The sequence below is a fragment of the Cellulomonas sp. P4_A2 genome (assembly GCF_056402515.1).
In genome coordinates, this window is the sequence record NZ_JBFUHG010000028.1 from 1 (window position 1) to 23,134 (window position 23,134).

The following is a 23,134-nucleotide window of genomic DNA, read 5'->3' on the forward strand; positions in this document are numbered from 1 at the left end:
GGCCGCGGCGGCCCCGCCGGCGCCCGCTCCCGTGGCCGACGCGATCCCGGCGACCCCGGCCCCGACGGTCCCCTCCGGTGCGGTCGCCGCCCCGCAGGCACCGGCGCCGACCCAGGCGCCCGCGCCCGCGCAGGCGCCCACGACCCCGAACGCGCCGACGCCGCCACCTCTAGCGGAGCAGCTCGGCGCACGGCTGACCGCCCTGACCGGGCCGGGGGGACTGAGCCACGGACGGCACGTCCTGACCGTTCCCGTCGACCCCGAGCACCTCGGCCCGGTGCGGATCGTGGCCCACATCAGCGCGACCTCGGTCCGCGTCGAGCTGGTGGGGTCCACGGACGCGTCCCGCGAGGCGCTCAAGGGCGTGCTCGCCGACCTGCGCAAGGACCTGGCCGCGAGCGGCCTGACGGTCGACGTCGGCTCCGACAGCCGGCCCGACCCGCGCCAGTCGAACGGCGGCGCGGACCTGTCCGGCTCGTCCGGCGGCGGTCGTCCCCGGGACGGCGGTTCTCAGGCCCCGGCTGCCGCATCCGTCGTCGACACCCCCACCACGCCCATCCCGGCCCGTACCCCGGGCGACCGAAGCCTCGACCTCGTCCTGTGAGGCCCGGCCCCCGACAACGGAGGATCGCATGACCACCCCCATCTCCACCTCGTTCGGCGTCACCGCCGAGGCGAAGGCGGCCGCCGCGGCCAACAAGGCCAACGGCGAGCTCGACAAGGAAGCGTTCATGAACCTCCTGGTCGCGCAGCTGCGCAACCAGGACCCGTCCAGCCCGATGGACACGTCGCAGATGATGGCGCAGACCACGCAGCTGACGACCATGGAGAAGCTCGTCGAGCTCTCCGACACGCAGCGCGAGTCGTTCGCGCTGCAGATGCGCATGGCCGCCGCCTCCCTCGTGGGGCAGCAGGTCACCTGGACCGACGACGACGGCGCGGCCCACTCCGGGAGCGTCTCCAGCGTCTCCTACGCCGGCCCGGTGCCCACCGTGAAGATCGGCACCTCCGACGTCGCCCTCGACGCCGTCAGTGCCGTTTCAAGCGTCTCTGTCCCCGCCACAACCTCTGCCTGACCCACCCGAAGGGAACTCACCATGCTCCGCTCACTCTTCTCCGGCATCAGCGGCCTGCGCAGCCACCAGACCATGCTCGACGTCACCGGCAACAACATCGCCAACGTCAACACCACCGGTTTCAAGTCGTCGCAGACGCAGTTCCAGGACACGCTCTCGCAGGTGCTCCAGAACGCGGGCGGCGCACAGGCCGGCACCGGCGGCACCAACCCCGCGCAGGTCGGCCTCGGCGTGCGCGTCGCGGGCATCACGACGAACTTCACGCAGGGTGCCTCGCAGATCACCGGCCGCAGCACCGACATGATGATCCAGGGCGACGGGTTCTTCGTGGTCCGCAAGGGCCCCGACACCTACTACACGCGTGCCGGGTCGTTCGACTTCGACTCGACCGGCCAGATGGTCCTGCCGGGTGAGGGTGCGCTCGTGCAGGGGTGGGCGGCTGTCAACGGCGTCGTCGACACCAACGGCCCGCTGTCCGACCTGCGCGTGCCCGCCGGCTCGCTCATGGCCGCTGTCGCCTCGACCCAGGCGACCTACGAGGGCAACCTCGACTCGTCGGCCGCGACCGGCACGGTCCTGCACCGCACGGTCGACGTCTTCGACGCCGTGGGCAACAGCCGCGAGCTGTCGCTGGACTTCACCAAGACCGCCACGGGCTGGAGCCTGGCCGCCGACGACGGCACGGCGACCGCCGCTCCCGGCGCGCTGACGTTCGCCGCGAACGGCACCCTGACCTCGCCGACCACCTTCACGCTCGGCGGCGTCGCGGTCGACATCTCGTCGCTCACCGGCTTCTCGGGCCTGGACACCGTCAAGGCGAAGAACCAGAACGGTCAGGCCGCGGGCACGCTGCAGTCGTTCGCCCTCGGCGCCGACGGCACCATCACGGGCGCGTTCAGCAACGGCCTCAAGCAGACGATCGGCCGCCTGGCGCTCGGTTCCTTCACCAACCCGTCGGGTCTGGAGAAGGCGGGCGGCTCCCTGTTCCGCACGTCGGTCAACTCCGGCGACGCGCAGGTCGGCGCGGCCGGCACCGGTGGCCGCGGCTCGCTGGCCGGCGGCGCGCTCGAGATGTCGAACGTCGACCTGTCCAGCGAGTTCACCAACCTGATCGTCGCCCAGCGCGGCTTCCAGGCGAACTCCCGCGTCATCACGACCTCGGACGAGGTGCTCCAGGAGCTGGTCAACCTCAAGCGCTGACCGGTCCGTCGCACGACAGCCTGGCCGCCTTCGGGGGCCGGGCTGTCGTGCGTTCAGAGGCGCTTCTCGACGAGGACGACGTCCCGCCACTGGTCGGCGAGCGGCCCGTACGTCATCCGGCCCAGGCGCTCGCGGACGCCCACCACGCGGAACCCGGCGGCCTCGTGCACCGCGAGGCTGGCGCGGTTCTCCGGGAAGATCCCCGACTGGACGGTCCAGGTCCCGGCCTGCGACGCGCGCTCCAGGAGGGCGTCGAGCAGCAGCCGCCCGAGGCCTCGGCCCTGGGCCGCGGGGTCGACGTAGACGGAGTGCTCGACCACGCCTGCGTAGGCGCAGCGGTCCGAGACCGCCGAGGCCGCCGCCCAGCCCAGCACCTCGCCCGAGTCGTCGAGGGCGACGATCCGGTGGTCGGGCAGCTTGCCCGAGTCGAACTCCTCCCACGTCGGCGGCGCCGACTCGAAGGTCGCGTTCCCGGTGGCGATGCCCGCCGCGTAGATCCGCTCCACGGCCGGCCAGTGCTCGGGGAGCAGCGGAGCGATCGTCACGGCTGCGCGCCCGCGGTCAGGTGGGTGCCGAGCTCGTGGGTGAGGCGGTCGAGCGCGCCGGGGACGATCGAGTAGTACGCCCACACCCCGCGCTTCTCGCGCGTCAGCAGCCCGGTGTCGACCAGGCACTTGAGGTGGTGCGACACCGTCGGCTGGCTGAGCCCGACCGGCTCGATCAGGTCGCAGACGCACGCCTCGCCGCCCTCGTGCGCGGCGATCAGCGACAGCAGCCGCAGGCGCGCCGGGTCGGCGAGGGCCTTCATGCGCCAGGCCAGGTCGGTGGCGGCCTGCTCGGTGATCGCCTCGCGGCCCAGCGGCGTGCAGCACGCGTCGGCGGACGTGGACGCGGTGGTCACGGGAAGCAGGTCGAGGGTCATGGCTCCATCCTGACGCAGACATCCATCCCTGTCGATATTGACAGCCGTCGATGTCTCGGTCCAGGGTGGGCATCGACGGTTGTCGATGCCTGAGGAGGCGGACGAGATGGGCGACGTACGGGAGCAGGTCCGGGAGCGGTACGCGCTGGCGGCGGTGCAGGTGACCGAGGGGAGCGCCGACGCGAGCTGTTGCGGCGGTGGCTGCGGGCCGGCGGCGGTCGTCGACGAGCGGTGGGGCGCCGGTCTGTACGACGCGTCCGACGCGGTGACGCTGCCCGCCGAGGCGCTGGCGGCGTCGCTGGGCTGCGGCAACCCGGTGGCGGTCGCCGAGCTCCGGGCGGGCGAGCGCGTGCTCGACCTCGGCTCGGGCGGCGGGATCGACGTGCTGCTCTCGGCGCGGCGCGTGGGGCCGGACGGGTTCGCGTACGGCGTGGACATGACCGACGAGATGCTCGACCTCGCGCGGGCGAACGCCGCGAAGGCCGGCGCGACCAACGTGGAGTTTCGCAAGGGCACGATCGAGGACCTCCCACTGGCCGACGCGTCGGTCGAGGTGGTGATCTCGAACTGCGTCGTGAACCTCTCGACCGACAAGCAGGCGGTGCTCGACGAGGTGTTCCGCGTGCTCGTGCCGGGCGGTCGCGTCGGCATCTCGGACGTCGTCGCCGAGGACCGGCTCACACCCGCCGAGCGTGCCGAGCGCGGCTCCTACACCGGCTGCATCGCGGGCGCGCTGTCCCGGTCGGAGTACCTCGACGGGCTGCGGGCCGCGGGCTTCGCGGACCCGACGGTCACCTTCACCCACGAGGTCGCCGACGGCCTGCACGGCGCGATCGTCCGCGCCGGCAAGCCGGGGGAGTAGGCCGACCGGGAATGCGCGGATCGTCGGGTCGGTTGTCCGAGGCATGCACCTCGACGAGATCCCGCTGACCACCGTGCACGGCGAGGCGACGACGTTCGGTGCGTATGCCGACCAGGTCAAGCTGGTGGTCAACGTCGCCTCGCGGTGCGGGCTGGCCCCGCAGTACGAGAAGCTCGAGCAGCTGCAGAAGACCTACGGCGACCGCGGCTTCACGGTGCTCGGCTTCCCCAGCAACCAGTTCCTGCAGGAGCTCGGCTCCGACGACGCGATCGCCGAGTACTGCTCGACGACCTGGGGCGTGACGTTCCCGATGTTCGCGAAGACCAAGGTCAACGGCCGGTCGCAGCACCCGCTCTACAAGGAGCTGACCAAGGCGCCGGACGCGTCCGGTAAGGCCGGGCGGATCACGTGGAACTTCGAGAAGTTCGTCGTCACGCCCGACGGCTCCGTCTACCGGTTCCGCCCCAAGACCGAGCCCGACGCCCCCGAGATCCTCGACGTGATCACGGCGGCCCTGCCCGCCTGACGCGTCGCGCGGTCGCGCACCCCATGTCGAGAAGCTCCTCCCCGCTCCGCTCACCAGGTGACGGCCACGACGTGAGGATGGATCACATGGGACAGATTCGGCGTTTCGACCACATCGGCATCACCGTCGCCGACCTCGACACCGCGACGGCGTTCTTCGTCGGGCTCGGCCTCGAGGTCGAGGGCTCGCGGATGGTCATCGAGGGCGAGTTCCTCGAGACGGTCATCGGCATCCCCGGCGCCCGCACGGAGATCGTCATGCTGCGGCCGCCCGACGACGGCACGCGCCTCGAGCTGTCGAGCTTCGTCCGGCCCGACCACGTGCCCGGGTCGCCCACGGCGATGGCCAACGAGCTCGGACTGCGGAACGTCGCGTTCGAGGTGGACGACCTCGACGCCACCGTCGGCCGGCTGGCGGCGGACGGCTATGGGCTGGTCGGCGGGGTCGGCGAGTGGGAGCGCGCCTGGCGGATGGCGTACGTCCGCGGGCCGGAGGGGATCATCGTGTCGCTCGCGGAGCGGATCGACTGATCCCGGCTGTGGCTGAGATCGCTGGACAGTACAGCGTTGCCTGTACTGTCGATCCATGGCCACGGTGACCCTGACCCACACGTCGGCGCTCGCCCGCCTGGGCCACGCCCTGTCCGACGAGACCCGCGCGCGGGTCCTGCTCGCGCTGCGCGAGGCGCCCGCCTACCCCTCCGACCTCGCCGACGCGCTCGGCGTCTCCCGGCAGGTCATGTCGAACCAGCTCGCCTGCCTGCGCGGCTGCGGCCTGGTCGAGGCGATCCCCGACGGACGGCGCACCTGGTACCGGCTGGCCGACCCGCACCTCGCCCCCGCGCTCGACGACCTCCTGCGGCTCGTCGTCGTCGTCGACCCCACGTGCTGCGGTCCCGACGGCTGCACCTGCTCGTGAGCGTGGCCGACGTCCGGCGGGTGGCCCTCCAGCGGCGCATCCGCTGGGTGGTCGCCGCGACGATCGCCTACAACGTGGTCGAGGCGGTCGTCGCGCTGGTCGCGGGGCGGGTGGCGTCCTCGTCGGCGCTGGTCGCGTTCGGGCTGGACTCCGTGGTCGAGGTGCTCTCCGCGGCGGCGGTCGCGTGGCAGTTCTCTGCACCGGACCCTGAGGTGCGTGAGCGGACCGCGCTGCGGCTGATCGCCGTCTCGTTCCTCGGGCTGGCCGCGTTCGTGTCGGTCGACGCCGTGCGCACGCTGCTCGGCTCCGACCGCGCGGAACCCTCGACGGTCGGCATCGTCCTCGCGGCCGTGAGCCTGGCCGTGATGCCGGTGCTGTCGTGGTTCGAGCGTCGGACCGGGCGCGAGCTCGGCTCGTCGTCCGCGGTCGCGGACTCCCGCCAGACCCTGCTGTGCGCCTACCTCTCCGCCGTCCTCCTGGTCGGCCTGGTGCTGAACAGCACGCTCGGCTGGTCGTGGGCGGACCCGCTCGCGGCGCTGGTTATCGCCGGCTGGGCCGTCAAGGAGGGTCTCGAGGCCTGGCGCGGCGACGCCTGCACGGTCCCGGTCTCGGCGTTGGTCGAGTCCGACGACGACTCCCGCTGAACCCCTCCGATCCGGGCCCGACCGGCCGATGGACCAAGGGAGAGCGGTCGAGAACCTCATGAGTCGCGCCAAGAGCCGTCTTGGCGCGGCCCATGACGTTCTCGGCGACGTACAGGCAGGTCGGGAGGTTCGATGGACGGGATCGCGGGGATCTCTGCGCGCCTGGCGCAGATCCAGGCGCTCGTGGCACCGCCGCAGACGCGGGTGCTGAGCACGCCGGCGACCTCCAGCCCGTCGGCCTCGTCGTTCGCCACCGCGCTCGCCGACGAGGTCGCCAAGACCACCGGCAGCACCGGCACGCTCAACGCCGACGGCGTGCCTGTCGAGCTCGCGCGCTACGGGAACGGGCAGATCCCCGAGTCCGCCCTGCAGAAGGTCGGGACCACCGGGGCGAAGCTGTGGGCGCCGGCCGCCGAGAAGCTCGAGGCGCTGATCGCGGCCGCGGCCCGCGATGGCGTGCAGATCGGCATCACCGACTCCTACCGCTCGTACGCGGCCCAGGTGGACGTCGCCGAGCGCAAGGGCCTCTACGGCCAGGGCGGCCTCGCAGCGAAGCCCGGCACCAGCGAGCACGGCTGGGGGATGGCCGTCGACCTCGACCTCGACGCGACCGCGCAGACGTGGATGCGTGCGCACGGGGGAGAGTACGGATTCGTCGAGAACACCCCGCGCGAGGCGTGGCACTGGGCCTTCCGCCCCTGACCCCTGACCTCCCGATCCCGCCTGGCGCCGCCCGCCCGAACACCCGGACGGGTGACGTCGCTGGTCACAGGGACGAACTGCTCAGGACCGGCGCGCGTCGGCCGATCGGTGGGTTCATACGGGCCCACGGATGGGCTCGGCGGCCTGCGAAGGCCGCAGCAGGGTGACCAGGGACGGGTAGAGCCATGATTGTTGTCACGCGCCTCGGGGGCGGGGAGTTCGGGGTCAACCCCGATCTCATCCAGCGCATCGACAGTGCCCCGGACACGATCCTGACTCTCATCGACGGCACCAAGTACATCGTTGCCGAGCCGATGGCCGAGGTCATCCAGCGGGTCAACGAGCACCGCGCACAGATCCTGTCCCGCGCCCAGGAGATCCAGGTGCAGCCCCGCATGGAGCTGGTGCCGGACCTGCCCGACGACGACGACGTCGATGACCAGGAGCCGTCGCGGTTCGACCGCGCCCGCTCGCTCGACCGCGAGGACACGCCGCTCGCGCCGGCCGTGCCCCTTCGACCTCGGAGCGTGTGATGGACCCCGCTGGACTCATCGGAATCGGTATCGCGTTCGTCGCGATCTTCGGGGCGATGTTCCTCGAGGGCGGCGACCCCATGTCGATCATGCTGCCCGGACCGCTGCTGCTGGTCTGGATCGGCACGATCGGCGTCGGCATGGCCGGGCACACGATCAAGGACGTCCTCTCGTCGTTCAAGTCGGTCCCGTCCGCCCTCAAGAGCAAGCGCCCCGACCCGGCGGCCACCGTCGAGACCGTCGTCGGCCTGGCCGACCGGGCCCGTCGCGAGGGTCTGCTGGCGCTCGAGGACGCGACCCGCACGATCGACGACCCGTTCCTGCGCGGCGGTCTGCAGGCGGCGATCGACGGCACCGACCCCGACGACCTGCGCACGATCCTCGAGGACAAGATCGCGACCAAGCGCACGAGCGACCGGATGCACGCCAAGTACTTCGCCGACATGGGCGGCTACGCGCCGACCATCGGCATCATCGGCACGGTCATCTCGCTGGTGCACGTGCTGGAGAACCTCTCGAAGCCCGCGGAGCTCGGACACTCGATCGCCGGCGCGTTCGTCGCGACCCTGTGGGGCATCCTCTCCGCCAACGTCGTCTGGCTGCCGCTGTCGGCGCGCATCCGCCGCATCTCCGACCTGGAGTGCACCTCGATGGAGGTCACGCTCGAGGGCCTGATCGCCGTGCAGGCCGGGGCCAACCCGCGACTCGTCGGCGAACGGCTGCGCAGCCTGCTGCCGGCCGAGCCCGAGGCCAAGGACAAGGCGAAGGCAGCATGAGCGGGCACGCCCCCGCCAAGGGGCGACGCAAGCCGGTCCACGAGGAGGAGCACGTCAACCACGAGCGCTGGCTCGTGAGCTACGCGGACATGATCACCGTCCTCATGGCGCTGTTCATCGTGCTCTTCGCGATCAGCCAGGTGGACCAGGACAAGTACATCGCCCTGCGCGACAGCCTCTCGGCGGGGTTCCAGGACACGACGACGTCGCCGTCGATCCTCGACGGCAGCAACGGCAACCTCGACGGCACCAGCTCGCAGTCCAGCAACACGCCCGCCTCCGGCACCGCCGGCATGGTCAGCGCGGACAGCGGCCTGGGCGACCAGGCAGCGGACCCCTCGGCGGCCCAGGTCGCCGCCGAGCCGATGCCCACCGTCGACCCGGCGGTGCTCGCCGCGGCGCAGGCCGAGGCGGCGCACCTCGAGCAGCTGCAGGCGCAGATCGAGGCGTCGCTGGCCGCGAACGGGCTCGCCGACGTCGTGCGGTACCGCATCGACGAGCGCGGCCTGACGCTCGGCCTCGTGGCCAACGACGTGTTCTTCGCCCCCGCCAGCGCCGAGATGACCCCGACCGCGCTGCGCGTCCTCGACGTCGCCGCCCCGATGGTCATCGGCCTGAACGAGCACATCTCGATCGAGGGTCACGCCAACGTCGTCCCGGTCTCCGGCCGGTACCCCACCAACTGGGAGCTGTCGGCCGACCGCGCGACGCAGGTGCTGCGGCACCTCGTCGAGGCGGACGGGATGCCCGGCGCCCGGATCATGGCCGTCGGCTACGGCGACACCCGACCGCTGGTGCCCGGTGACAGCCCCGAGGCCCTCTCGGCGAACCGCCGCGTCGACATCGTCATCCTCTCCAGCGCGCCCGAGACCGTGCGCGCCCTCCTGCCCGCACTGACGGCGAAGGGATAGCGCCATGCCCATCGAACAGCGAGTGGTCTCCGGTTCCAAGATCGGCGGCAACAACAAGATCGGCGGCGCCGGCGCGAACGCGTCCGCCGAGGCCGAGGCCGAGGCGCCGGCGAAGAAGTCCAAGAAGAAGCTGATGATCATCGTCCTGGTCGTCGTGCTGGCCGTCGGTGGCGGTGCGGCGTACGTCCTGCTGGGCAAGAAGGGCGGGGGCGAGCCCGCCGCCGTGCCGCCGCCCGAGAAGGGCGCCGTGCTCACCATCGAGCCCGTCAGCCTGAACCTCGCCGAGGGGCACTACCTGCGCCTCGGCCTGGCGCTGCAGCTCACCAAGGACGCGGGGGAGGAGACGCCCGACACGGCCGCCGCCCTCGACCACGCGATCGCCCTGTTCTCCGGCCACACGATCGCCGAGGTCTCCGACCCGGCCACGCGTGACGCGCTGAAGGCCGAGCTCGTCGGCCAGCTCGACGAGGTCTACGAGGGAAAGGTGATGGACGTCTATCTGACCAACTACGTCACGCAGTAGCCGGCGAAGGCCGGTCCAGTCGGGGCGCCACGGAGGGCGCCACACCGCTCCGCTGCTGTTCCTCCGACCCACGACGGGTCGGTGCGGAGATCGAAGTGGGTGAGATGAGCTCGGTTGCTCACAACACCCGGGGGCCTGCCGATGAGTTGCATCGTGACGGTCCCTGACACCCTTCCTGCGCGCACCGCTGTGCCGACGCAGCGCCGTGGACGCACGGCCGAGCCCGAGCCGTACGACTTCCGTCGGCCCCTGACGCTCCCTCGCGACCACGCCCGCCACCTCGAGATGGCGTTCGAGCGTTTCGGTCGCCAGTTCGGGAACCAGCTCACCGCCCGCCTGCGCGCGATGACGCACCTGACGCTCGACGAGCTGAACCTGCGCACGTACGACGAGTACGTCAACCTCCTGCCGACCCCCACCGCGATGGTGCTGTGCACCGTCACGCACACCCGCCAGACGGCGATGCTCCAGCTCCCGGTCGCGGCCACGCTCGTCTGGATCGACTACCTCTTCGGTGGCAACGGCCGCGGCGACGACCGCGAGGGCCGCGAGCTCACCGACATCGAGCTCTCCCTGGTCAAGGACCTGCTCGAGCACTCGCTGAGCGACCTCGAGTACGCGTTCGCCGGCCTGGCGCCCCTCGCCCTGACCGTCGGGGGCGTCCAGTACAACCCTCAGTTCGTGCAGGCCGCCGGCGCCTCGGACGCGGTGCTCGTCGCCTCGTTCACGCTGCGCGTCGGCGAGCGCGAGGACGCCCTGACGCTCATGCTCCCCGCCGACACCCTGCTGGCCCAGCTCCGTGCCGCCGACGGACCCGTCGCCCGGTCCGACGACGAGCGCGCGGCCGCCGCCCTGGTCGCCGCGGACCTCGAGCGGGCGATGCAGGACGTGCCCGTCGAGATCGCCGTCCGCTTCTCGCCCGTCGTCGTGCACCCGCGCGACGTGATCGATCTCGCGGTCGGCGACGTCCTGCCGCTGTCCCACCCGTCGACGGACCTGCTGGACGTGGTCGTCGACGGTGTCGTGCTCGCCCGGGCTGCCGCCGGCAGCCACGGGTCCCGGCTCGCGTGCCGAGTCGTCACCGTCGAGGAGAACTAGCATGAACAGCCCTCTGATCCCCACCGCGCGCACCGCCGGGGACATCGACGCGGTCGAGACCGCCCTCGCCGCAGGCGCAGCCGCCGCGGCCCTGGTGCCCTCGACCGTGCCGCTCGTCGCGGTGCCGGCAGAGCACCACGAGATCCCCGCGGGGTCGACCGCCCTGGTCGCGTCGTTCGTCGGGTCGCCCAGCGCCGAGATCGTGCTGGTGGCCGACGCGGTCGTCGCCGACGTGCTCGAGGCGAGCGCCGCGGCCGGCAACCCGATCGACCTGTCCGACGCCCTGCGCCCCGCGATGGAGGCGGCCGCGGCCGTGCTCGGCGCCGGCGTGCTCGAGGCGGCCCGCCTGGTGCCCGTCGAGCAGGTCGTCGGGCCCGACACGCAGGTGGTCGCGCTCGAGCAGGGTGGCGACGCCACCGCGTGGTTCGCCCTGCGGATCCGCGCCCCGAAGACCGCGGCCCCCGCGGGCACCGTCCCGACGCCCCGCACCAACATGCGCATGCTCTACGACGTCGAGATGACGCTGACCGCCGAGATCGGCCGGACCCGGCTGCCCGTGCGCCAGGTGCTCGAGCTCGCCCCCGGCGCCGTCCTGGAGCTGGACCGCACCGCCGGCAGCCCCGCTGACGTCATGGTCAACGGTCGCCTCATCGCACGCGGCGAGGTCGTCGTCGTCGACGAGGCCTACGGCATCCGCGTCACCGAGATCGTGTCCGGGACGGAGTCCAGCATCTGATGCTCTCCGCGACGTTCCTGCTCCGCCTGCTGCTGGCGCTGACCTGCGTGGTCGGCCTCATCTGGTACATCGGTCGCCGCCTCGGCAACGGTGGACCGCAGCAGCGCGCGCGCACGTCGCGGGAGCCGGGCCTCAAGGTCGTCGGCCGCCAGTCGATGGGTCGGCACACGGGCGTCGCCGTCGTCGCCGTCGGTCAGCGCCGGATCCTCATCGGGTACGGCGAGCAGCAGGTGTCGATGCTCACGGAGCTCGGGCCCGTCTTCGACGAGCTGCCGGCCCCGAAGGCCGAGGTCTCCTCGCCCGAGCAGGCGCCCGCCCCGGCGCCGTGGGTCTCGGTCGCCCGCGCGACCAGGGCCGCCGCCGCAGGCATGATCCCGACGCCCCGCAGCCGCCGGGCCGCGACGCCCAGGGCGATCACGCCCGAGAACCTCGCCGCCGCCGGCGTGCCCACCGCCCCCGCTGCGGCGCCGGCGCCCAGGGCGCTGGACGCGAGCCCGATCGACCGGCTGGACCAGGACGCCTGGCCGACGCTCCCGGACGTGGCGCCCGCGCCCGTGGCACCGGCACCCGCGGCCGTCGTCGCGACCCCTGCCGTGCCCGCCGACGACGCCAAGGCCTCCGCCCTGGCCGGCTCGATCCTCGCCCCCGACACCTGGAAGCAGGCCGTCAGGTCGCTGCAGGACCGGACGGTCCGCCGGTGATCTTCGACCCCACGGCACCCGCGGTGCCGACGCCGGCCGCGACCCCGGGAGTCGGGGACACGGTGACGGTGGCCGTCAACGGCGTGAACGGAGCGCCGAGCAACTCGATCGTCATCCTGCTCGCGATCACGCTGCTGTCGGTGGTCCCGGCGCTGCTGCTCATGACGACCAGCTTCACCAAGATCTTCGTCGTCCTGTCGTTCACGCGGAACGCGCTGGGCCTGCAGGGCGTGCCCCCCAACCAGGTGCTCGCCGGGCTGTCGCTGTTCCTCAGCCTCTTCATCATGGCGCCGGTCATCTCGCAGGTGAACGACATCGGCGTGCAGCCCTACATGCACGGGGAGCTGACGTTCACCGAGGCGGTCGACGTCGGCAAGCTGCCCCTGGAGAAGTTCATGCTCGCGCACACCCGCGAGCAGGACCTGGCGCTGATGACCCGCGCCGCCGACCAGGAGAACCCGCAGGACGAGGACGACGTCCCGTTCGCCACCCTGGTGCCCGCGTTCCTGCTCTCCGAGCTGCGGTCGGCGTTCATCATGGGGTTCGTCATCTTCATACCGTTCCTGGTGATCGACCTCGTCGTCTCGGCGTCGCTGATGTCGATGGGCATGATGATGCTGCCCCCGGTGATGATCTCGCTGCCGTTCAAGCTGCTGCTGTTCGTGCTCGTCGACGGCTGGGGACTGGTCGTGTCGTCCCTCATCGGCTCCTACACCGGGAGCGGTTGACCATGGACACCAACGCCGTCCTCGACATCGGCATGCAGGCGCTCCTGCTCGCCGCCAAGCTCTCCGCCCCGGTCCTGGTGACCTCGCTGGTGGTCGGCTTCATCGTGTCGCTCATCCAGTCCGTGACCCAGATCCAGGAGGTCACGCTCAGCTTCGTGCCCAAGGCCATCGCGGCCGCCGTGGCGCTGCTCGTGGCCGGGCACTGGATGATCTCGTCGATCGTGTCGTTCACGGTCGAGCTGTTCGCCCGCATCCCCGCGCTGACGGGGAGCTGACGTGGACCCGATCAACGTCGCGCTGCCCCTGGCCGGGGTGCAGACGGCGATGCTCGCCGGTGTCCGGATCGTCGCCTTCCTGGCGATCGCGCCCCCGTTCTCGCAGCGGGCGGTCCCGGGGATGGTGCGCATGACGATCGCGCTCGGTCTCGCGCTGGCGGTCGCGCCGCGGCTGGAGCCGGCGGGCACCGACACCACGGGCGCGTTCGTCGGCTCGCTGGTCATGCAGGCCGTGATCGGCGCGCTGTTCGGGTTCCTCGTGATGATGACGTTCTCGGCCATCCAGTCCGCGGGCACGATGATCGACCTGTTCGGCGGCTTCCAGATGGCGGCCGCGTTCGACCCGATGAGCATGACCAGCGGTGCACAGTTCCAGCGGCTCTACCAGATGACCGCGCTGGTGCTCCTGTTCGTCACCAACGGGTACCAGATCGTGCTCGCGGGGCTGGTGCGCACGTTCGACGCCCTGCCGCTGGGCGCGGCGCTGAACCCTGACCTGTTCCTGCACTCGCTGACCAGCGGCCTGTCGCAGATGTTCCTCGGCGCGCTGCAGATCGCCGGCCCCCTGCTCGTCGTGCTCTTCCTCGCCGACGTGGGCCTGGGCCTGCTCACCCGCGTGGCACCCGCGCTCAACGCCTTCGCCATGGGCTTCCCGCTGAAGATCTTGATCTCCCTGTCGCTCGGCGCGTTCGCGTTCCTCGCGCTGCCGAACGTGGTCAAGGCGCTGACCGGCAGGTCCGTCGCCGCGATGCTCGGAGCCGGCTCGTGAGCGGCGAGGGCGGCGACCGCACCGAGAAGGCCACCGCGCAGCGGATGAAGGAGGTGCACCGCAAGGGCAAGCTCGGGCGGTCGCAGGACCTCGCGTCGTGGCTCGGGCTCGGTGCCGCCGTGCTCGCGCTGCCCATGGTGATCACGCGTGGGCGGGCCGCGGCGGTCGAGCAGCTCGCGCAGATGAAGCAGGTGGCCGACGACCCGACGGTCGAGGGTGCCGTGCAGATGCTGCAGGACGCCCTGCGCTCGGTCATCTCGACGCTCGCGCCCCTGTTCGTCATCCTCATGATCGTCACCGTCGGGGTCGGCCTGGCACAGGGCGGCTACCACCCGCAGCGCCTCCGCCTGCACGTGGACCACCTCAAGCCGATGAACGGATTCAAGCGCCTCGTCGGCGCGCAGGCGTGGTGGCAGGGCGCCAAGACGCTGCTGAAGTCCGCCGTCGTCGCCGGGGTGCTGTTCATCGGGCTCAAGTCGATGGTGCCGATCCTCATGGCGTCGGGTCAGCTGCCGCTGACGAGCCTGCTGGGCACCGCGTCCGCGGGCACCGCGACCCTGCTGCGCACCGGCATCGCCGCGGGCCTGCTGCTCGCCGTCGCCGACGTGATCGTGGTGATGCGGCGCAACCGCAAGCAGACCCGGATGACGCTCAAAGAGGTCAAGGACGAGCACAAGCGCACCGAGGGCGACCCGATGCTCAAGGGCGCCATCCGCGCCAAGCAGCTGTCGATGAGCCGCAACCGGATGATGTCCGAGATCGCCACCGCGGACGTCGTCCTGGTCAACCCGACGCACGTCGCGGTCGCCCTGCGCTACGAGCCCGGCACCGGCGCGCCCAAGGTCGTCGCCAAGGGTGCCGGAGCGATCGCCGCCAAGATCCGCGAGGAGGCGTCCGACAAGCGCGTCCCGATGATCGAGGACATCCCGCTGACCCGGGCGCTGCACGCCGCGTGCGAGCTCGGCCAGGAGGTCCCGGCACACCTTTTCACCGCGGTGGCCCGCGTGCTCGCGTTCGTGATGGCCCTGCGCCGTCGCGGCGCCTCCGCCGGCCAGCACCGCGTGCCCGGCGGCACCATCGAGGCCGACGGGACCGACCACCGCGCCAAGGCCCGCGCGGCCCGCCGCCCGGCCCGGCGACCCGCACCGGCGCCCGCACCCGCCATCACCACCAGAGTCCTCACCGACGGCGCCGACGTGCCGACGGACCAGCCTTCGACGAAGGACGAGTCATGAAGAACAAGGGCATCACCTCGCTCGCCGTGCCCGTCGGGGTCGTCGGCATCGTCCTGCTCCTCGTCGTGCCGCTGCCCCCCGCGCTGCTCGACCTGCTGATCGCGCTCAACATCACGATCTCGCTCGTCATCCTGCTGACCAGCATGTACGTGAAGCGCCCGCTCGACTTCTCGGTCTTCCCGTCGCTGATCCTCGTCTTCACGCTGTTCCGGCTGGGCCTGAACGTGGCCTCGACCCGGCTGATCCTGCGCGACGGGTTCGCCGGCAAGGTCATCGACGCGTTCGGCCACTTCGTCGTCGGCGGCTCGCTGGTCATCGGGCTCGTGATCTTCCTGATCCTCGTCGTCATCCAGTTCGCGGTGATCACCAACGGTGCCGGCCGCGTCGCCGAGGTCGGGGCGCGGTTCACCCTCGACGCCATGCCCGGCAAGCAGATGGCGATCGACGCCGACCTGAACTCGGGCCTGATCGACGAGGACACGGCCCGCGCGCGGCGCGCCGACGTGGCTGCCGAGGCCGACTTCTACGGCGCCATGGACGGTGGCTCGAAGTTCGTCAAGGGTGACGCGATCGCGGGCATCGTCATCACGATCATCAACCTCATCGGTGGGTTCGTGATCGGCATGATGCAGATGGGCATGAGCGCCGGCGAGGCCCTCGAGCACTTCAGCCTGCTGACCATCGGCGACGGCCTGGTCACCCAGATCCCGGCGCTGCTGCTCTCGGTGTCCACCGGCATCGTCGTCACGCGTGCCTCCGCCTCCGGCGACCTGGGCGCCGTGGCCGCCAAGCAGCTCGGCCAGTCCCGCACCGCCCTGCGGATCGGTGGTTCCGGCGCCCTGATGCTCGCCCTCATGCCGGGCATGCCCAAGCTGCCCTTCGTGCTCGTCGGCGCGACGCTGCTGATCATCGCCCAGCGCGCCCGCAGCGTGGAGGTCAAGGAGGAGGCCGCGGTGCAGGCGGGGGTCCAGGCCAACGCCGCCGCGCCGTCGAACGACAGTCCCGAGCAGCTCATCGAGCAGATGCGCGTGCACACCCTCGAGATCCTGCTCGCACCCGACCTGGTCGACCTCGTCGGCAGCGGGCCTGACCAGGACCTGCTGGCCCGCGTCCGAGGCCTGCGCCGCAAGACCGCGCTCGAGCTGGGCATCGTCGTGCCGCCCGTGCGCACCCGCGACAGCGTCGACCTGCCGAGGTCCACCTACGTCGTGAAGATCGCGGGTGTCGAGGTCGGACGCGGCGAGGCGCCCGCCGGACGCATGCTCGCGCTCGGCGACGACCTGGGCGCCCTGCCCGGGACCAGCGTCAACGAGCCCGTGTTCGGCCTGCCGGGCAAGTGGATCCCCGCCGAGCTGCGGCACGCCGCGGAGATGTCCGGCGCGACCGTCGTCGACCGGGTGTCCGTGCTCATCACGCACCTCGGCGCCCTCATCGCCCAGCACGCCTCCCGCCTCCTGGGCCGCGAGGACGTGCGAGTGCTCACCGAGGGCGTCAAGAAGGTCAACCCGTCGGTCGTCGAGGAGCTCATCCCCACGCTGCTCAGCCTGGGCGAGGTGCAGCGGGTGCTCCAGGGCCTGCTCGCCGAGGAGGTCCCGATCCGCGACCTCGGCCGGATCTACGAGGCGCTCACGCTGCGCGCCCGCGTCAGCACCGACGCGGAGGGGCTGGTCGAGGCCGCGCGCGCGGCGCTCGGGCCGGCGCTCGGGGCGATGTACGTGCAGGACGACGTGCTGCGCGCGATCACGCTCGACCCGGGACTCGAGCAGAGCCTGGTGGAGTCGATCCGGCCCGGCGAGCACGGCACGCACCTGCTCGTCGACCCGAACCGGCTCGAGTCGATGCTGGCGCAGCTGCGGCAGGCGGTCGCCGAGGCGGAGGCTGACGGGCGCACCGTGGTGCTCGCGTGCGCACCGGCGATCCGGCCGGCCCTGCGCCGGCTCGTCGCGATGGGTCTGCCGCGCCTGCCCGTCCTGTCGTACGGCGAGGTCACCGGGGTCGGCGTCCAGGTCGAGACCGTCGGGGCGGTGAGCGGTGTCCCAGCGCTTGCTGCTTGAGGGGTCCGACCTCGCGGAGCTCATGGCCCACGTGCAGGCCGAGTTCGGTCCGTCCGCCCGCATCGTGCGCGCCGAGCGCGTGCGCACCGGCGGCGTCGCCGGGTTCTTCGCCAAGGAGCGCTTCGAGCTGACCGTCGACGTGCCGGAGCAGCCCACCCTGCGGCCGCACGGTCTGCGCGGGGCCCCGTCGCCCGCGGTCCCGCCCGAGGCCGACAGCATCGAGGACCTGCTGGACGCCGCGGACGCGTTCGACGCGCTGCCGGACGGGTCGGTGGTCCCCTTCGAGGGCCTCGACGTCATGGACGACGAGGAGCTCGACCCGGTCGAGGAGCCGCTGCCGAGCGTGTCCACCGGCAGCGCGTCGTTCGCGGGGATCCTCGAGCAGGTGCGGGCCCTGGCCGGTGCCCCCGCGCCCGCTGACATCGAGGTGGCTCCGCCGCCGCCCGAGGACCCGCTGCGCGCCTCGCTGCGCGGGATCGGCGTGCCCGAGTTCCTGCTCGGCGGCTCCGGGCCCGTCACCCTGCCCGCCGTCCTCGCGCGCGTGCCCGCGGCGCCCGCGCTGCCCCGCACGCCCGGGTCGGTGGTCGTCGTGGTCGGCGAGCAGTCCGACGTCGACGCCGTCGCCCTCCTGCTGTCCGAGCGGCTGCGTCTCGAGCCGTCCGCCACCTGCGCCGCCGGTGCCCGGTCCGGCGGGCGTGCGCGCACCGGTCGGGTCGGGGTGGCCAAGGCAGCGACCGCCGACGAGCTGGCGACGTGGCTCGACCGCGTCGCGACCGGCCCGCAGGTCGGGGTCGTCGCGCTCGCGGTCGGTCCCGACGCGGCCGACCGCGCCGACGCCGCCGACCTCCTGCGCGCGTGCGGCGCGGCGCAGGTGTGGGCCGTCGTCGACGCGCGCACCAAGACCGCCGACGCCACACGTTGGATGGCGGAGGTCGGCGGTCCCGACGGGATCGACGCGGTCGCTGTGCGGGGTCTGTTCGACACCACGCAGCCCGGGACCGTGCTCGACCTCGGTGCTCCGGTGGTGTGGGTGGACGGCATCCCGGCGACGACGGTCGCGTGGGCCGCGGCCCTCGGCCAGGCGTTGGGGCCGGCGGGTCGCTAGGGGCGGCTCGATGCTGCGCCGCTGCTGCGCCGACATCGACCTGTCGGCGCGAGATCGACGGTTCGCACAGCCGATCTCGAGGCGGATGGTCGATCTCGACGACCGAGCCCCCCGGGCGTGGGTCGAGGCGCGCCACGCCCTTGGTCGGCGTCCCGGTCAAGGTAGGGTCGCCGCATGCTGGTGCTCAGTCGTCGCGTCGGGGAGCGGCTCGTGATCGGTGACGACATCGTCGTCACGGTGATCGAGGTGCGCAGTGACGGGGTGCGGCTCGGCATCGACGCCCCCCGCGAGGTGCGCGTCCACCGCGCCGAGGTGCTCGAGGCCGTCCGGGCCGCCAACGTCGACGCCGTGGCGGCCGACGACAGCACCGCGGCAGCACTGCAGCGCCTCGTCGCGCCGCCCCGACCCGCGTCGGCTGACCCCTCAGGAACTCCTCCCGCCGACCGATGAGGTCGTTCGCCGGGACGCCCCGCTCCAGAGGGTGTCGCGCGCGGATTCGGGAGGACACCGGTGGAGGACATCGACGAGATCGTCCGTGAGTTCCTGGTCGAGAGCTACGAGAACCTCGACCAGCTGGACCGCGACCTCGTGGCGCTCGAGGAGAGCCCTGGCTCGCGCCCGCTGCTGAGCAGCATCTTCCGGACGATCCACACGATCAAGGGGACGAGCGGCTTCCTGGCGTTCGGACGCCTCGAGCGCGTGACCCACGTGGGCGAGAACCTGCTGGTCGAGCTGCGCGACGGCATCCGGTCCATGGACCAGCGCACCACCGACGTGCTGCTGCGCATGACCGACTGCGTCCGCGAGATCCTCACGCACATCGAGGCCGACGGCACCGAGGGCGAGGTCGCGATCGACCCCGTGATCGAAGCGGTCGACGCGATCCGCAACGGCACTGCGCCGGTGGAAGACGTCGTGGAAGAGGTCGTGGAGCCAGTCGTCGAGGCGGTCGTCGTCGAGCCCGAGGTCGTCGTCGAGCCCGAGGTCGTCGTCGTCGAGGAAGCCCCCGTCGCCGCCAAGATCGTCCGCAAGCGCGCACCCCGCAAGGTCGCCGCCGCAGGGTCGAGCGCGACCCTGGTCATCGACGCGCCGGTGGCCGAGCCCGTCCCGACCGCGCCCGAGCCCGCCCGCAAGATCGGCGGCGGCAAGGCCGACAAGCCCCTGGTCCCCACGCAGACGAGCGCGCCGAGCGCCGAGGCACTGCCCGACGAGGCCGCCGCCGGCCTGCGCGGTGCCGCCGACACCTCGATCCGCGTGGACGTCGAGCTGCTCGACGCGCTCATGCGCCAGGTGGGCGAGCTGGTGCTGGCCCGCAACCAGATCAGCCGGCTCGCGTCCGGCACCGAGGACGTGGACCTGTCCCGGTCCGCGCAGCGCCTCAACCTCATCGCCGGTGAGCTGCAGGAGGGCGTCATGAAGACGCGAATGCAGCCCATCGAGCACGTCTGGTCCAAGATGCCGCGGATCGTGCGCGACCTCGCGGCGGCGTGCAGGCGCGAGGTCCAGCTGGAGATGATCGGCGGCGACACCGAGCTCGACCGCGGTCTGCTCGAGGCGGTCAAGGACCCGCTGACGCACCTGGTGCGCAACGCCGTCGACCACGGCATCGAGCCCAGCGAGGAGCGCGTCGCGGCCGGCAAGCCCGCCAAGGGCGTGCTGACCTTGCGCGCCTACCACTCGGGTGGGCAGGTCGTGGTGGAGGTCGCCGACGACGGCCGCGGGGTCGACCCCGAGCGCGTCGCGGCCAAGGCCCTGGAGAAGGGTCTGCGCACCGTCGAGCAGCTCGACGCGGCCAGCCACTCCGAGCTCCTGCAGCTGCTGTTCCTGCCCGGCTTCTCCACCGCGGCGGCCGTGACCAACGTGTCCGGACGCGGTGTCGGCATGGACGTCGTGCGCACCAAGGTCGAGGCGATCGGTGGCACCGTCGACATCGACTCGACGCTGGGCACCGGCACGACCTGGCGCCTGCGCATCCCGCTGACGCTGGCGATCATGCCCGCGCTCACGGTCGAGTGCTCCGGCGACCTGTACGCCGTCCCGCAGATCAACCTCCTCGAGCTCGTGGCCCTCGACGGCCAGCGCTCGGGGTCGGGCATCGAGTACGTGCACTCCGCCCCCGTCTACCGGCTGCGCGGCGACCTGCTCCCGCTGGTGTCGCTCGCGGGCGTCCTCGGCGTCGAGCAGGGCACGCGCGAGCAGGAACAGACCAGCGTCATCGCGGTGGTCCAGGCCGACCAGCAGCGCTTCGGCCTGCTCGTCGACCGGGTGTTGAACACCGAGGAGATCGTGGTCAAGCCGCTGTCGAGCCGGCTGAAGTCGATCGGTGTGTACGCGGGCGCCACGGTGCTCGGCGACGGCCGGGTCGCGCTGATCCTCGACGCGCAGGCCATCGCGCGACGCGCCATCGTCGGCGACCTCGAGCAGGTCAGCAGCGAGGCCCGCCGCCGGGCGCAGGAGGCCGCCCAGGCCGCGGTCGAGCTGGAGCAGGTGCTCGTGATCGGCGTCGGCGAACGTCGTGTCGCCATGCCGCTCGCGTCCGTCGCCCGCCTGGAGCACCTGCGGGCCGAGAACGTGGAGCTCGTGGGTGGCCGGGAGGTCGTGCAGTACCGCGGCTCGATCCTGCCGCTCGCGCGCCTGGACCGGCTGCTCGGGTCCTACTCCGAGCCGACGACGACCGGCGAGCTGCTCGTGGTCGTGTTCACGCACGGCGACCGCAGCGCGGGGCTCGTCGTGGACAAGATCCTGGACATCGTCGACGACGAGGTCGCGCACCACTCGGACATCGAGGACCACGGCCTGCTGGGCTCGACCGTCCTGGGCGACCGGGTCACCGAGCTGCTCGACGTGCGTGCCGCGATCCTGTCCGCCGACGCGTCCTTCTTCGACGCCGAGACCTACGAGTTCGCGGGAGCCCGCTGATGAGCCAGTACGTGACCTTCACGCTCGACGGCAGCCTCTACGGCATCGACGTGGTGCGCGTGCAGGAGGCCCTGCGGGCCCACAGCCGCACGCGCGTCCCGCTGGCCCCGCCGACGATCGCCGGCCTGGTCAACCTCCGCGGCCAGGTCGTGCTCACGATCGACCTGCGCACCCGCCTCGGGCTGGCCGGTCGCGCCGACCTCACCGAGCCGATGATGGTCGTCGTGCAGGTGGGCGGCGAGGCCGTGAGCCTGCTCGTCGACGAGATCGGCGACGTGGTCGACGTGGGCCCGGGCTCGTTCGAGACGCCCCCCGACACGCTCGACGCGATGGTCCGTCCACTCATCCGCGGCGCCCACAAGCTGGACGCGGGCCTGCTGCTCGTGCTGGACGTCGACCAGGCCGTCGCTGCCTGATCGTTATGCGGAACTCCTCAGGCGTCGAGCAACGACGCCGATGGGCGTCTCGACGGGCCACGGTGGTCCCGCGCCCCTCGAGGAGGACCCATGTCGACCGTCCAGCCCGCTCCGCGTCGTCGCGGCGCCTGGTTCGCCGACCGGTCGATCCGGACCAAGATCCTCGGCCTGACCGGGATGTTCGCGGCCACGGCGATCGGTCTCGGCGTGTACTCGTACACGAACATGCAGGACATGGCGTGGGACACCAGCCAGGTCGCCGACACCGTGACGGCCGAGATCGCTCCCGTGAACGTCCTGCAGGAGAAGCAGGTCGTCGGCCTGATGATCGTCGCCCAGCTGGAGGCGGCGCAGACCGACGACGAGCGTGACCAGCTGCTCGCCGACCAGGCCGCGAACGACGCCGCCATGGACGAGGGCATCGCGGCGTTCGGGTCGGGTGACGACCTCGAGACCTGGGACGAGTTCACGACGAGCTACGCCGCGTGGCGTCAGGCGCGCGACGCCCAGCTGGTGCCCGCCGCGGTGGACGGTGACCACGCCGCGTACGTGAAGGTCTACGAGACCGTCACCAACCCGCTCAAGCTCACGTACGACGCCGCGCTGGACCAGGTCGCCGACGATGCGGGCGCGCACGCCGTGCACATCTCGGACCACGTGCACCTGCAGGCCAGGACGGTCGGCAACCAGATGATCGTCCTGCTCGTCCTGGCCCTGCTCGCGTGCATCGCTGCCGGTGGCGGCCTCGCCGCCTGGATCCGCGGCTCCGTGCGCAAGGTGCAGAAGTCGGTCGAGGCGCTCGCGGTCGGCGACCTCACGGTCCGCGCGGAGGTCTACAGCCGCGACGAGATCGGGCAGATGGCGGCCTCGTTGACCGTCGCGCAGGACGCGCTGCAGGAGACGCTGTCCGGGGTGCTGGAGACGTCGCAGACGGTCGCCGCTGCCGCCGAGGAGCTGTCCGCGTCGTCCAACGAGGTGGCGGCGGGTTCCGATGAGACCAGTGCGCAGGCGGGTGTCGTCGCGGCTGCCGCGGAGCAGGTGTCGCGCAACGTGCAGGCGGTCGCTGCGGGGGCGGAGCAGATGGGGGCCTCGATCCGGGAGATCGCGCAGAACGCGAACCTGGCGGCGAAGGTGGCCGATCAGGCCACGTCGGCGGCGTCGTCGGCGAACGAGCAGGTGGCGCGGCTGGGTGAGTCGTCCCAGCAGATCGGGAACGTGGTCAAGACGATCACGAGCATCGCGGAGCAGACGAACCTGCTGGCGCTGAACGCGACGATCGAGGCTGCGCGTGCTGGTGAGGCGGGCAAGGGGTTCGCGGTCGTGGCTGGTGAGGTCAAGGAGCTGGCCTCGGAGACGGCGCGGGCCACGGAGGACATCGCGCGTCGGGTGGAGGCGATCCAGGCCGACACGACCGGTGCGGTGGCGGCGATCGGGCAGATCGCCTCGATCATCGCGTCGATCAACGACTACCAGCTGACGATCGCCTCGGCGGTCGAGGAGCAGAC

At 72.1% G+C, this 23,134-nt stretch carries 28 protein-coding genes; 26 read left to right on the forward strand and 2 right to left on the reverse strand.

All coding sequences use genetic code 11. The annotated features are described in order from the left end of the window. From AC1DUE_RS19210 to AC1DUE_RS19220, 3 genes are all read left to right on the forward strand, one after another. On the forward strand, positions 1 to 604 hold a 604-nt coding region (locus AC1DUE_RS19210; protein ID WP_477041013.1), incomplete at its 5' end, for a flagellar hook-length control protein FliK. 28 nt (positions 605 to 632) lie between these two features. Next, the gene (locus AC1DUE_RS19215) at positions 633 to 1,076 is read left to right on the forward strand and encodes a flagellar hook assembly protein FlgD (protein WP_477041014.1); all 444 of its coding nucleotides are present in this window, start codon (positions 633 to 635) and stop codon (positions 1,074 to 1,076) included. Between the two features lie 21 nt (positions 1,077 to 1,097). Then, positions 1,098 to 2,276, forward strand: coding sequence for a flagellar hook protein FlgE (locus tag AC1DUE_RS19220; RefSeq protein WP_477041015.1), 1,179 nt, complete (start codon positions 1,098 to 1,100; stop codon positions 2,274 to 2,276). A gap of 53 nt (positions 2,277 to 2,329) precedes the next feature. Here the strand turns inward: AC1DUE_RS19220 and AC1DUE_RS19225 are convergent, their stop codons facing one another. Continuing rightward, positions 2,330 to 2,821 carry an N-acetyltransferase family protein gene (locus tag AC1DUE_RS19225; RefSeq protein WP_477041016.1) on the reverse strand — a complete coding sequence of 164 codons (492 nt, stop codon included), beginning with the start codon at positions 2,819 to 2,821 and terminating at the stop codon, positions 2,330 to 2,332. After that, positions 2,818 to 3,198 (reverse strand): ArsR/SmtB family transcription factor, encoded by a 381-nt coding sequence (locus AC1DUE_RS19230; RefSeq protein ID WP_477041017.1) that lies wholly within the window; start codon positions 3,196 to 3,198, stop codon positions 2,818 to 2,820. Before AC1DUE_RS19230 ends, AC1DUE_RS19225 begins: the two co-directional genes overlap by 4 nt. Positions 3,199 to 3,304: 106 nt before the next feature. Between AC1DUE_RS19230 and arsM the strand changes: the two genes are divergently transcribed. The 23 genes from arsM to AC1DUE_RS19345 all read left to right on the forward strand — a co-directional run. Next, positions 3,305 to 4,060: an arsenite methyltransferase gene (arsM, locus tag AC1DUE_RS19235; protein ID WP_477041040.1), complete on the forward strand. Its 756-nt coding sequence runs from the start codon at positions 3,305 to 3,307 to the stop codon at positions 4,058 to 4,060. Positions 4,061 to 4,103: 43 nt separating this feature from the next. Continuing rightward, a complete protein-coding gene (locus tag AC1DUE_RS19240; RefSeq protein ID WP_477041018.1) occupies positions 4,104 to 4,586 on the forward strand; it encodes a glutathione peroxidase in 483 nt (160 codons plus the stop codon). 86 nt (positions 4,587 to 4,672) lie between these two features. Then, the gene (locus AC1DUE_RS19245; RefSeq protein ID WP_477041019.1) at positions 4,673 to 5,116 is read left to right on the forward strand and encodes a VOC family protein; all 444 of its coding nucleotides are present in this window, start codon (positions 4,673 to 4,675) and stop codon (positions 5,114 to 5,116) included. Positions 5,117 to 5,171: 55 nt separating this feature from the next. Continuing rightward, on the forward strand, positions 5,172 to 5,504 hold the full coding sequence (locus AC1DUE_RS19250) for an ArsR/SmtB family transcription factor (protein WP_477041020.1): 333 nt from the start codon (positions 5,172 to 5,174) through the stop codon (positions 5,502 to 5,504). Further along, a complete protein-coding gene (locus AC1DUE_RS19255) occupies positions 5,471 to 6,148 on the forward strand; it encodes a cation diffusion facilitator family transporter (RefSeq protein WP_477041021.1) in 678 nt (225 codons plus the stop codon). Before AC1DUE_RS19250 ends, AC1DUE_RS19255 begins: the two co-directional genes overlap by 34 nt. Before the next feature lie 132 nt (positions 6,149 to 6,280). After that, complete coding sequence (locus tag AC1DUE_RS19260; protein WP_477041022.1) at positions 6,281 to 6,850, forward strand: M15 family metallopeptidase; 570 nt, start codon at positions 6,281 to 6,283, stop codon at positions 6,848 to 6,850. A 185-nt stretch (positions 6,851 to 7,035) separates the two neighbouring features. Beyond that, the gene (locus tag AC1DUE_RS19265) at positions 7,036 to 7,383 is read left to right on the forward strand and encodes a flagellar FlbD family protein (protein ID WP_477041023.1); all 348 of its coding nucleotides are present in this window, start codon (positions 7,036 to 7,038) and stop codon (positions 7,381 to 7,383) included. Then, entirely contained in the window at positions 7,383 to 8,159 is a 777-nt protein-coding gene (locus tag AC1DUE_RS19270; protein WP_477041024.1) for a motility protein A, read from the forward strand. The genes AC1DUE_RS19265 and AC1DUE_RS19270 overlap by 1 nt, the downstream gene beginning before the upstream one ends. Continuing rightward, on the forward strand, positions 8,156 to 9,070 hold the full coding sequence (locus tag AC1DUE_RS19275; RefSeq protein WP_477041025.1) for an OmpA/MotB family protein: 915 nt from the start codon (positions 8,156 to 8,158) through the stop codon (positions 9,068 to 9,070). The genes AC1DUE_RS19270 and AC1DUE_RS19275 overlap by 4 nt, the downstream gene beginning before the upstream one ends. A gap of 4 nt (positions 9,071 to 9,074) precedes the next feature. Further along, positions 9,075 to 9,593 carry a flagellar basal body-associated FliL family protein gene (locus AC1DUE_RS19280; protein WP_477041026.1) on the forward strand — a complete coding sequence of 173 codons (519 nt, stop codon included), beginning with the start codon at positions 9,075 to 9,077 and terminating at the stop codon, positions 9,591 to 9,593. A 153-nt stretch (positions 9,594 to 9,746) separates the two neighbouring features. Continuing rightward, positions 9,747 to 10,691: a flagellar motor switch protein FliM gene (locus tag AC1DUE_RS19285; RefSeq protein ID WP_477041027.1), complete on the forward strand. Its 945-nt coding sequence runs from the start codon at positions 9,747 to 9,749 to the stop codon at positions 10,689 to 10,691. A gap of 1 nt (position 10,692) precedes the next feature. Continuing rightward, positions 10,693 to 11,427, forward strand: a complete 735-nt coding sequence (gene fliN, locus AC1DUE_RS19290) for a flagellar motor switch protein FliN (protein WP_477041028.1) — start codon at positions 10,693 to 10,695, stop codon at positions 11,425 to 11,427. Further along, positions 11,427 to 12,128 (forward strand): FliO/MopB family protein, encoded by a 702-nt coding sequence (locus AC1DUE_RS19295; protein ID WP_477041029.1) that lies wholly within the window; start codon positions 11,427 to 11,429, stop codon positions 12,126 to 12,128. The genes fliN and AC1DUE_RS19295 overlap by 1 nt, the downstream gene beginning before the upstream one ends. Beyond that, the gene (fliP, locus tag AC1DUE_RS19300) at positions 12,125 to 12,856 is read left to right on the forward strand and encodes a flagellar type III secretion system pore protein FliP (RefSeq protein ID WP_477041030.1); all 732 of its coding nucleotides are present in this window, start codon (positions 12,125 to 12,127) and stop codon (positions 12,854 to 12,856) included. The genes AC1DUE_RS19295 and fliP overlap by 4 nt, the downstream gene beginning before the upstream one ends. Before the next feature lie 2 nt (positions 12,857 to 12,858). Beyond that, positions 12,859 to 13,131: a flagellar biosynthesis protein FliQ gene (gene fliQ, locus AC1DUE_RS19305; protein WP_477041031.1), complete on the forward strand. Its 273-nt coding sequence runs from the start codon at positions 12,859 to 12,861 to the stop codon at positions 13,129 to 13,131. A 1-nt stretch (position 13,132) separates the two neighbouring features. After that, positions 13,133 to 13,900, forward strand: coding sequence for a flagellar biosynthetic protein FliR (locus tag AC1DUE_RS19310; RefSeq protein WP_477041032.1), 768 nt, complete (start codon positions 13,133 to 13,135; stop codon positions 13,898 to 13,900). Continuing rightward, a complete protein-coding gene (locus AC1DUE_RS19315) occupies positions 13,897 to 15,135 on the forward strand; it encodes an EscU/YscU/HrcU family type III secretion system export apparatus switch protein (RefSeq protein WP_477041033.1) in 1,239 nt (412 codons plus the stop codon). Before AC1DUE_RS19310 ends, AC1DUE_RS19315 begins: the two co-directional genes overlap by 4 nt. Beyond that, positions 15,132 to 17,189: a flagellar biosynthesis protein FlhA gene (locus AC1DUE_RS19320; protein WP_477041034.1), complete on the forward strand. Its 2,058-nt coding sequence runs from the start codon at positions 15,132 to 15,134 to the stop codon at positions 17,187 to 17,189. The genes AC1DUE_RS19315 and AC1DUE_RS19320 overlap by 4 nt, the downstream gene beginning before the upstream one ends. Next, positions 17,167 to 18,294: a hypothetical protein gene (locus tag AC1DUE_RS19325; protein ID WP_477041035.1), complete on the forward strand. Its 1,128-nt coding sequence runs from the start codon at positions 17,167 to 17,169 to the stop codon at positions 18,292 to 18,294. The genes AC1DUE_RS19320 and AC1DUE_RS19325 overlap by 23 nt, the downstream gene beginning before the upstream one ends. Before the next feature lie 174 nt (positions 18,295 to 18,468). Further along, complete coding sequence (csrA, locus tag AC1DUE_RS19330; RefSeq protein ID WP_477041036.1) at positions 18,469 to 18,744, forward strand: carbon storage regulator CsrA; 276 nt, start codon at positions 18,469 to 18,471, stop codon at positions 18,742 to 18,744. Between the two features lie 60 nt (positions 18,745 to 18,804). Further along, a complete protein-coding gene (locus AC1DUE_RS19335) occupies positions 18,805 to 21,213 on the forward strand; it encodes a chemotaxis protein CheA (RefSeq protein ID WP_477041037.1) in 2,409 nt (802 codons plus the stop codon). Beyond that, entirely contained in the window at positions 21,213 to 21,629 is a 417-nt protein-coding gene (locus tag AC1DUE_RS19340; RefSeq protein ID WP_477041038.1) for a chemotaxis protein CheW, read from the forward strand. The genes AC1DUE_RS19335 and AC1DUE_RS19340 overlap by 1 nt, the downstream gene beginning before the upstream one ends. Before the next feature lie 90 nt (positions 21,630 to 21,719). Further along, positions 21,720 to 23,134: methyl-accepting chemotaxis protein (locus AC1DUE_RS19345; RefSeq protein WP_477041039.1), on the forward strand; the 1,415-nt coding region annotated here is incomplete at its 3' end.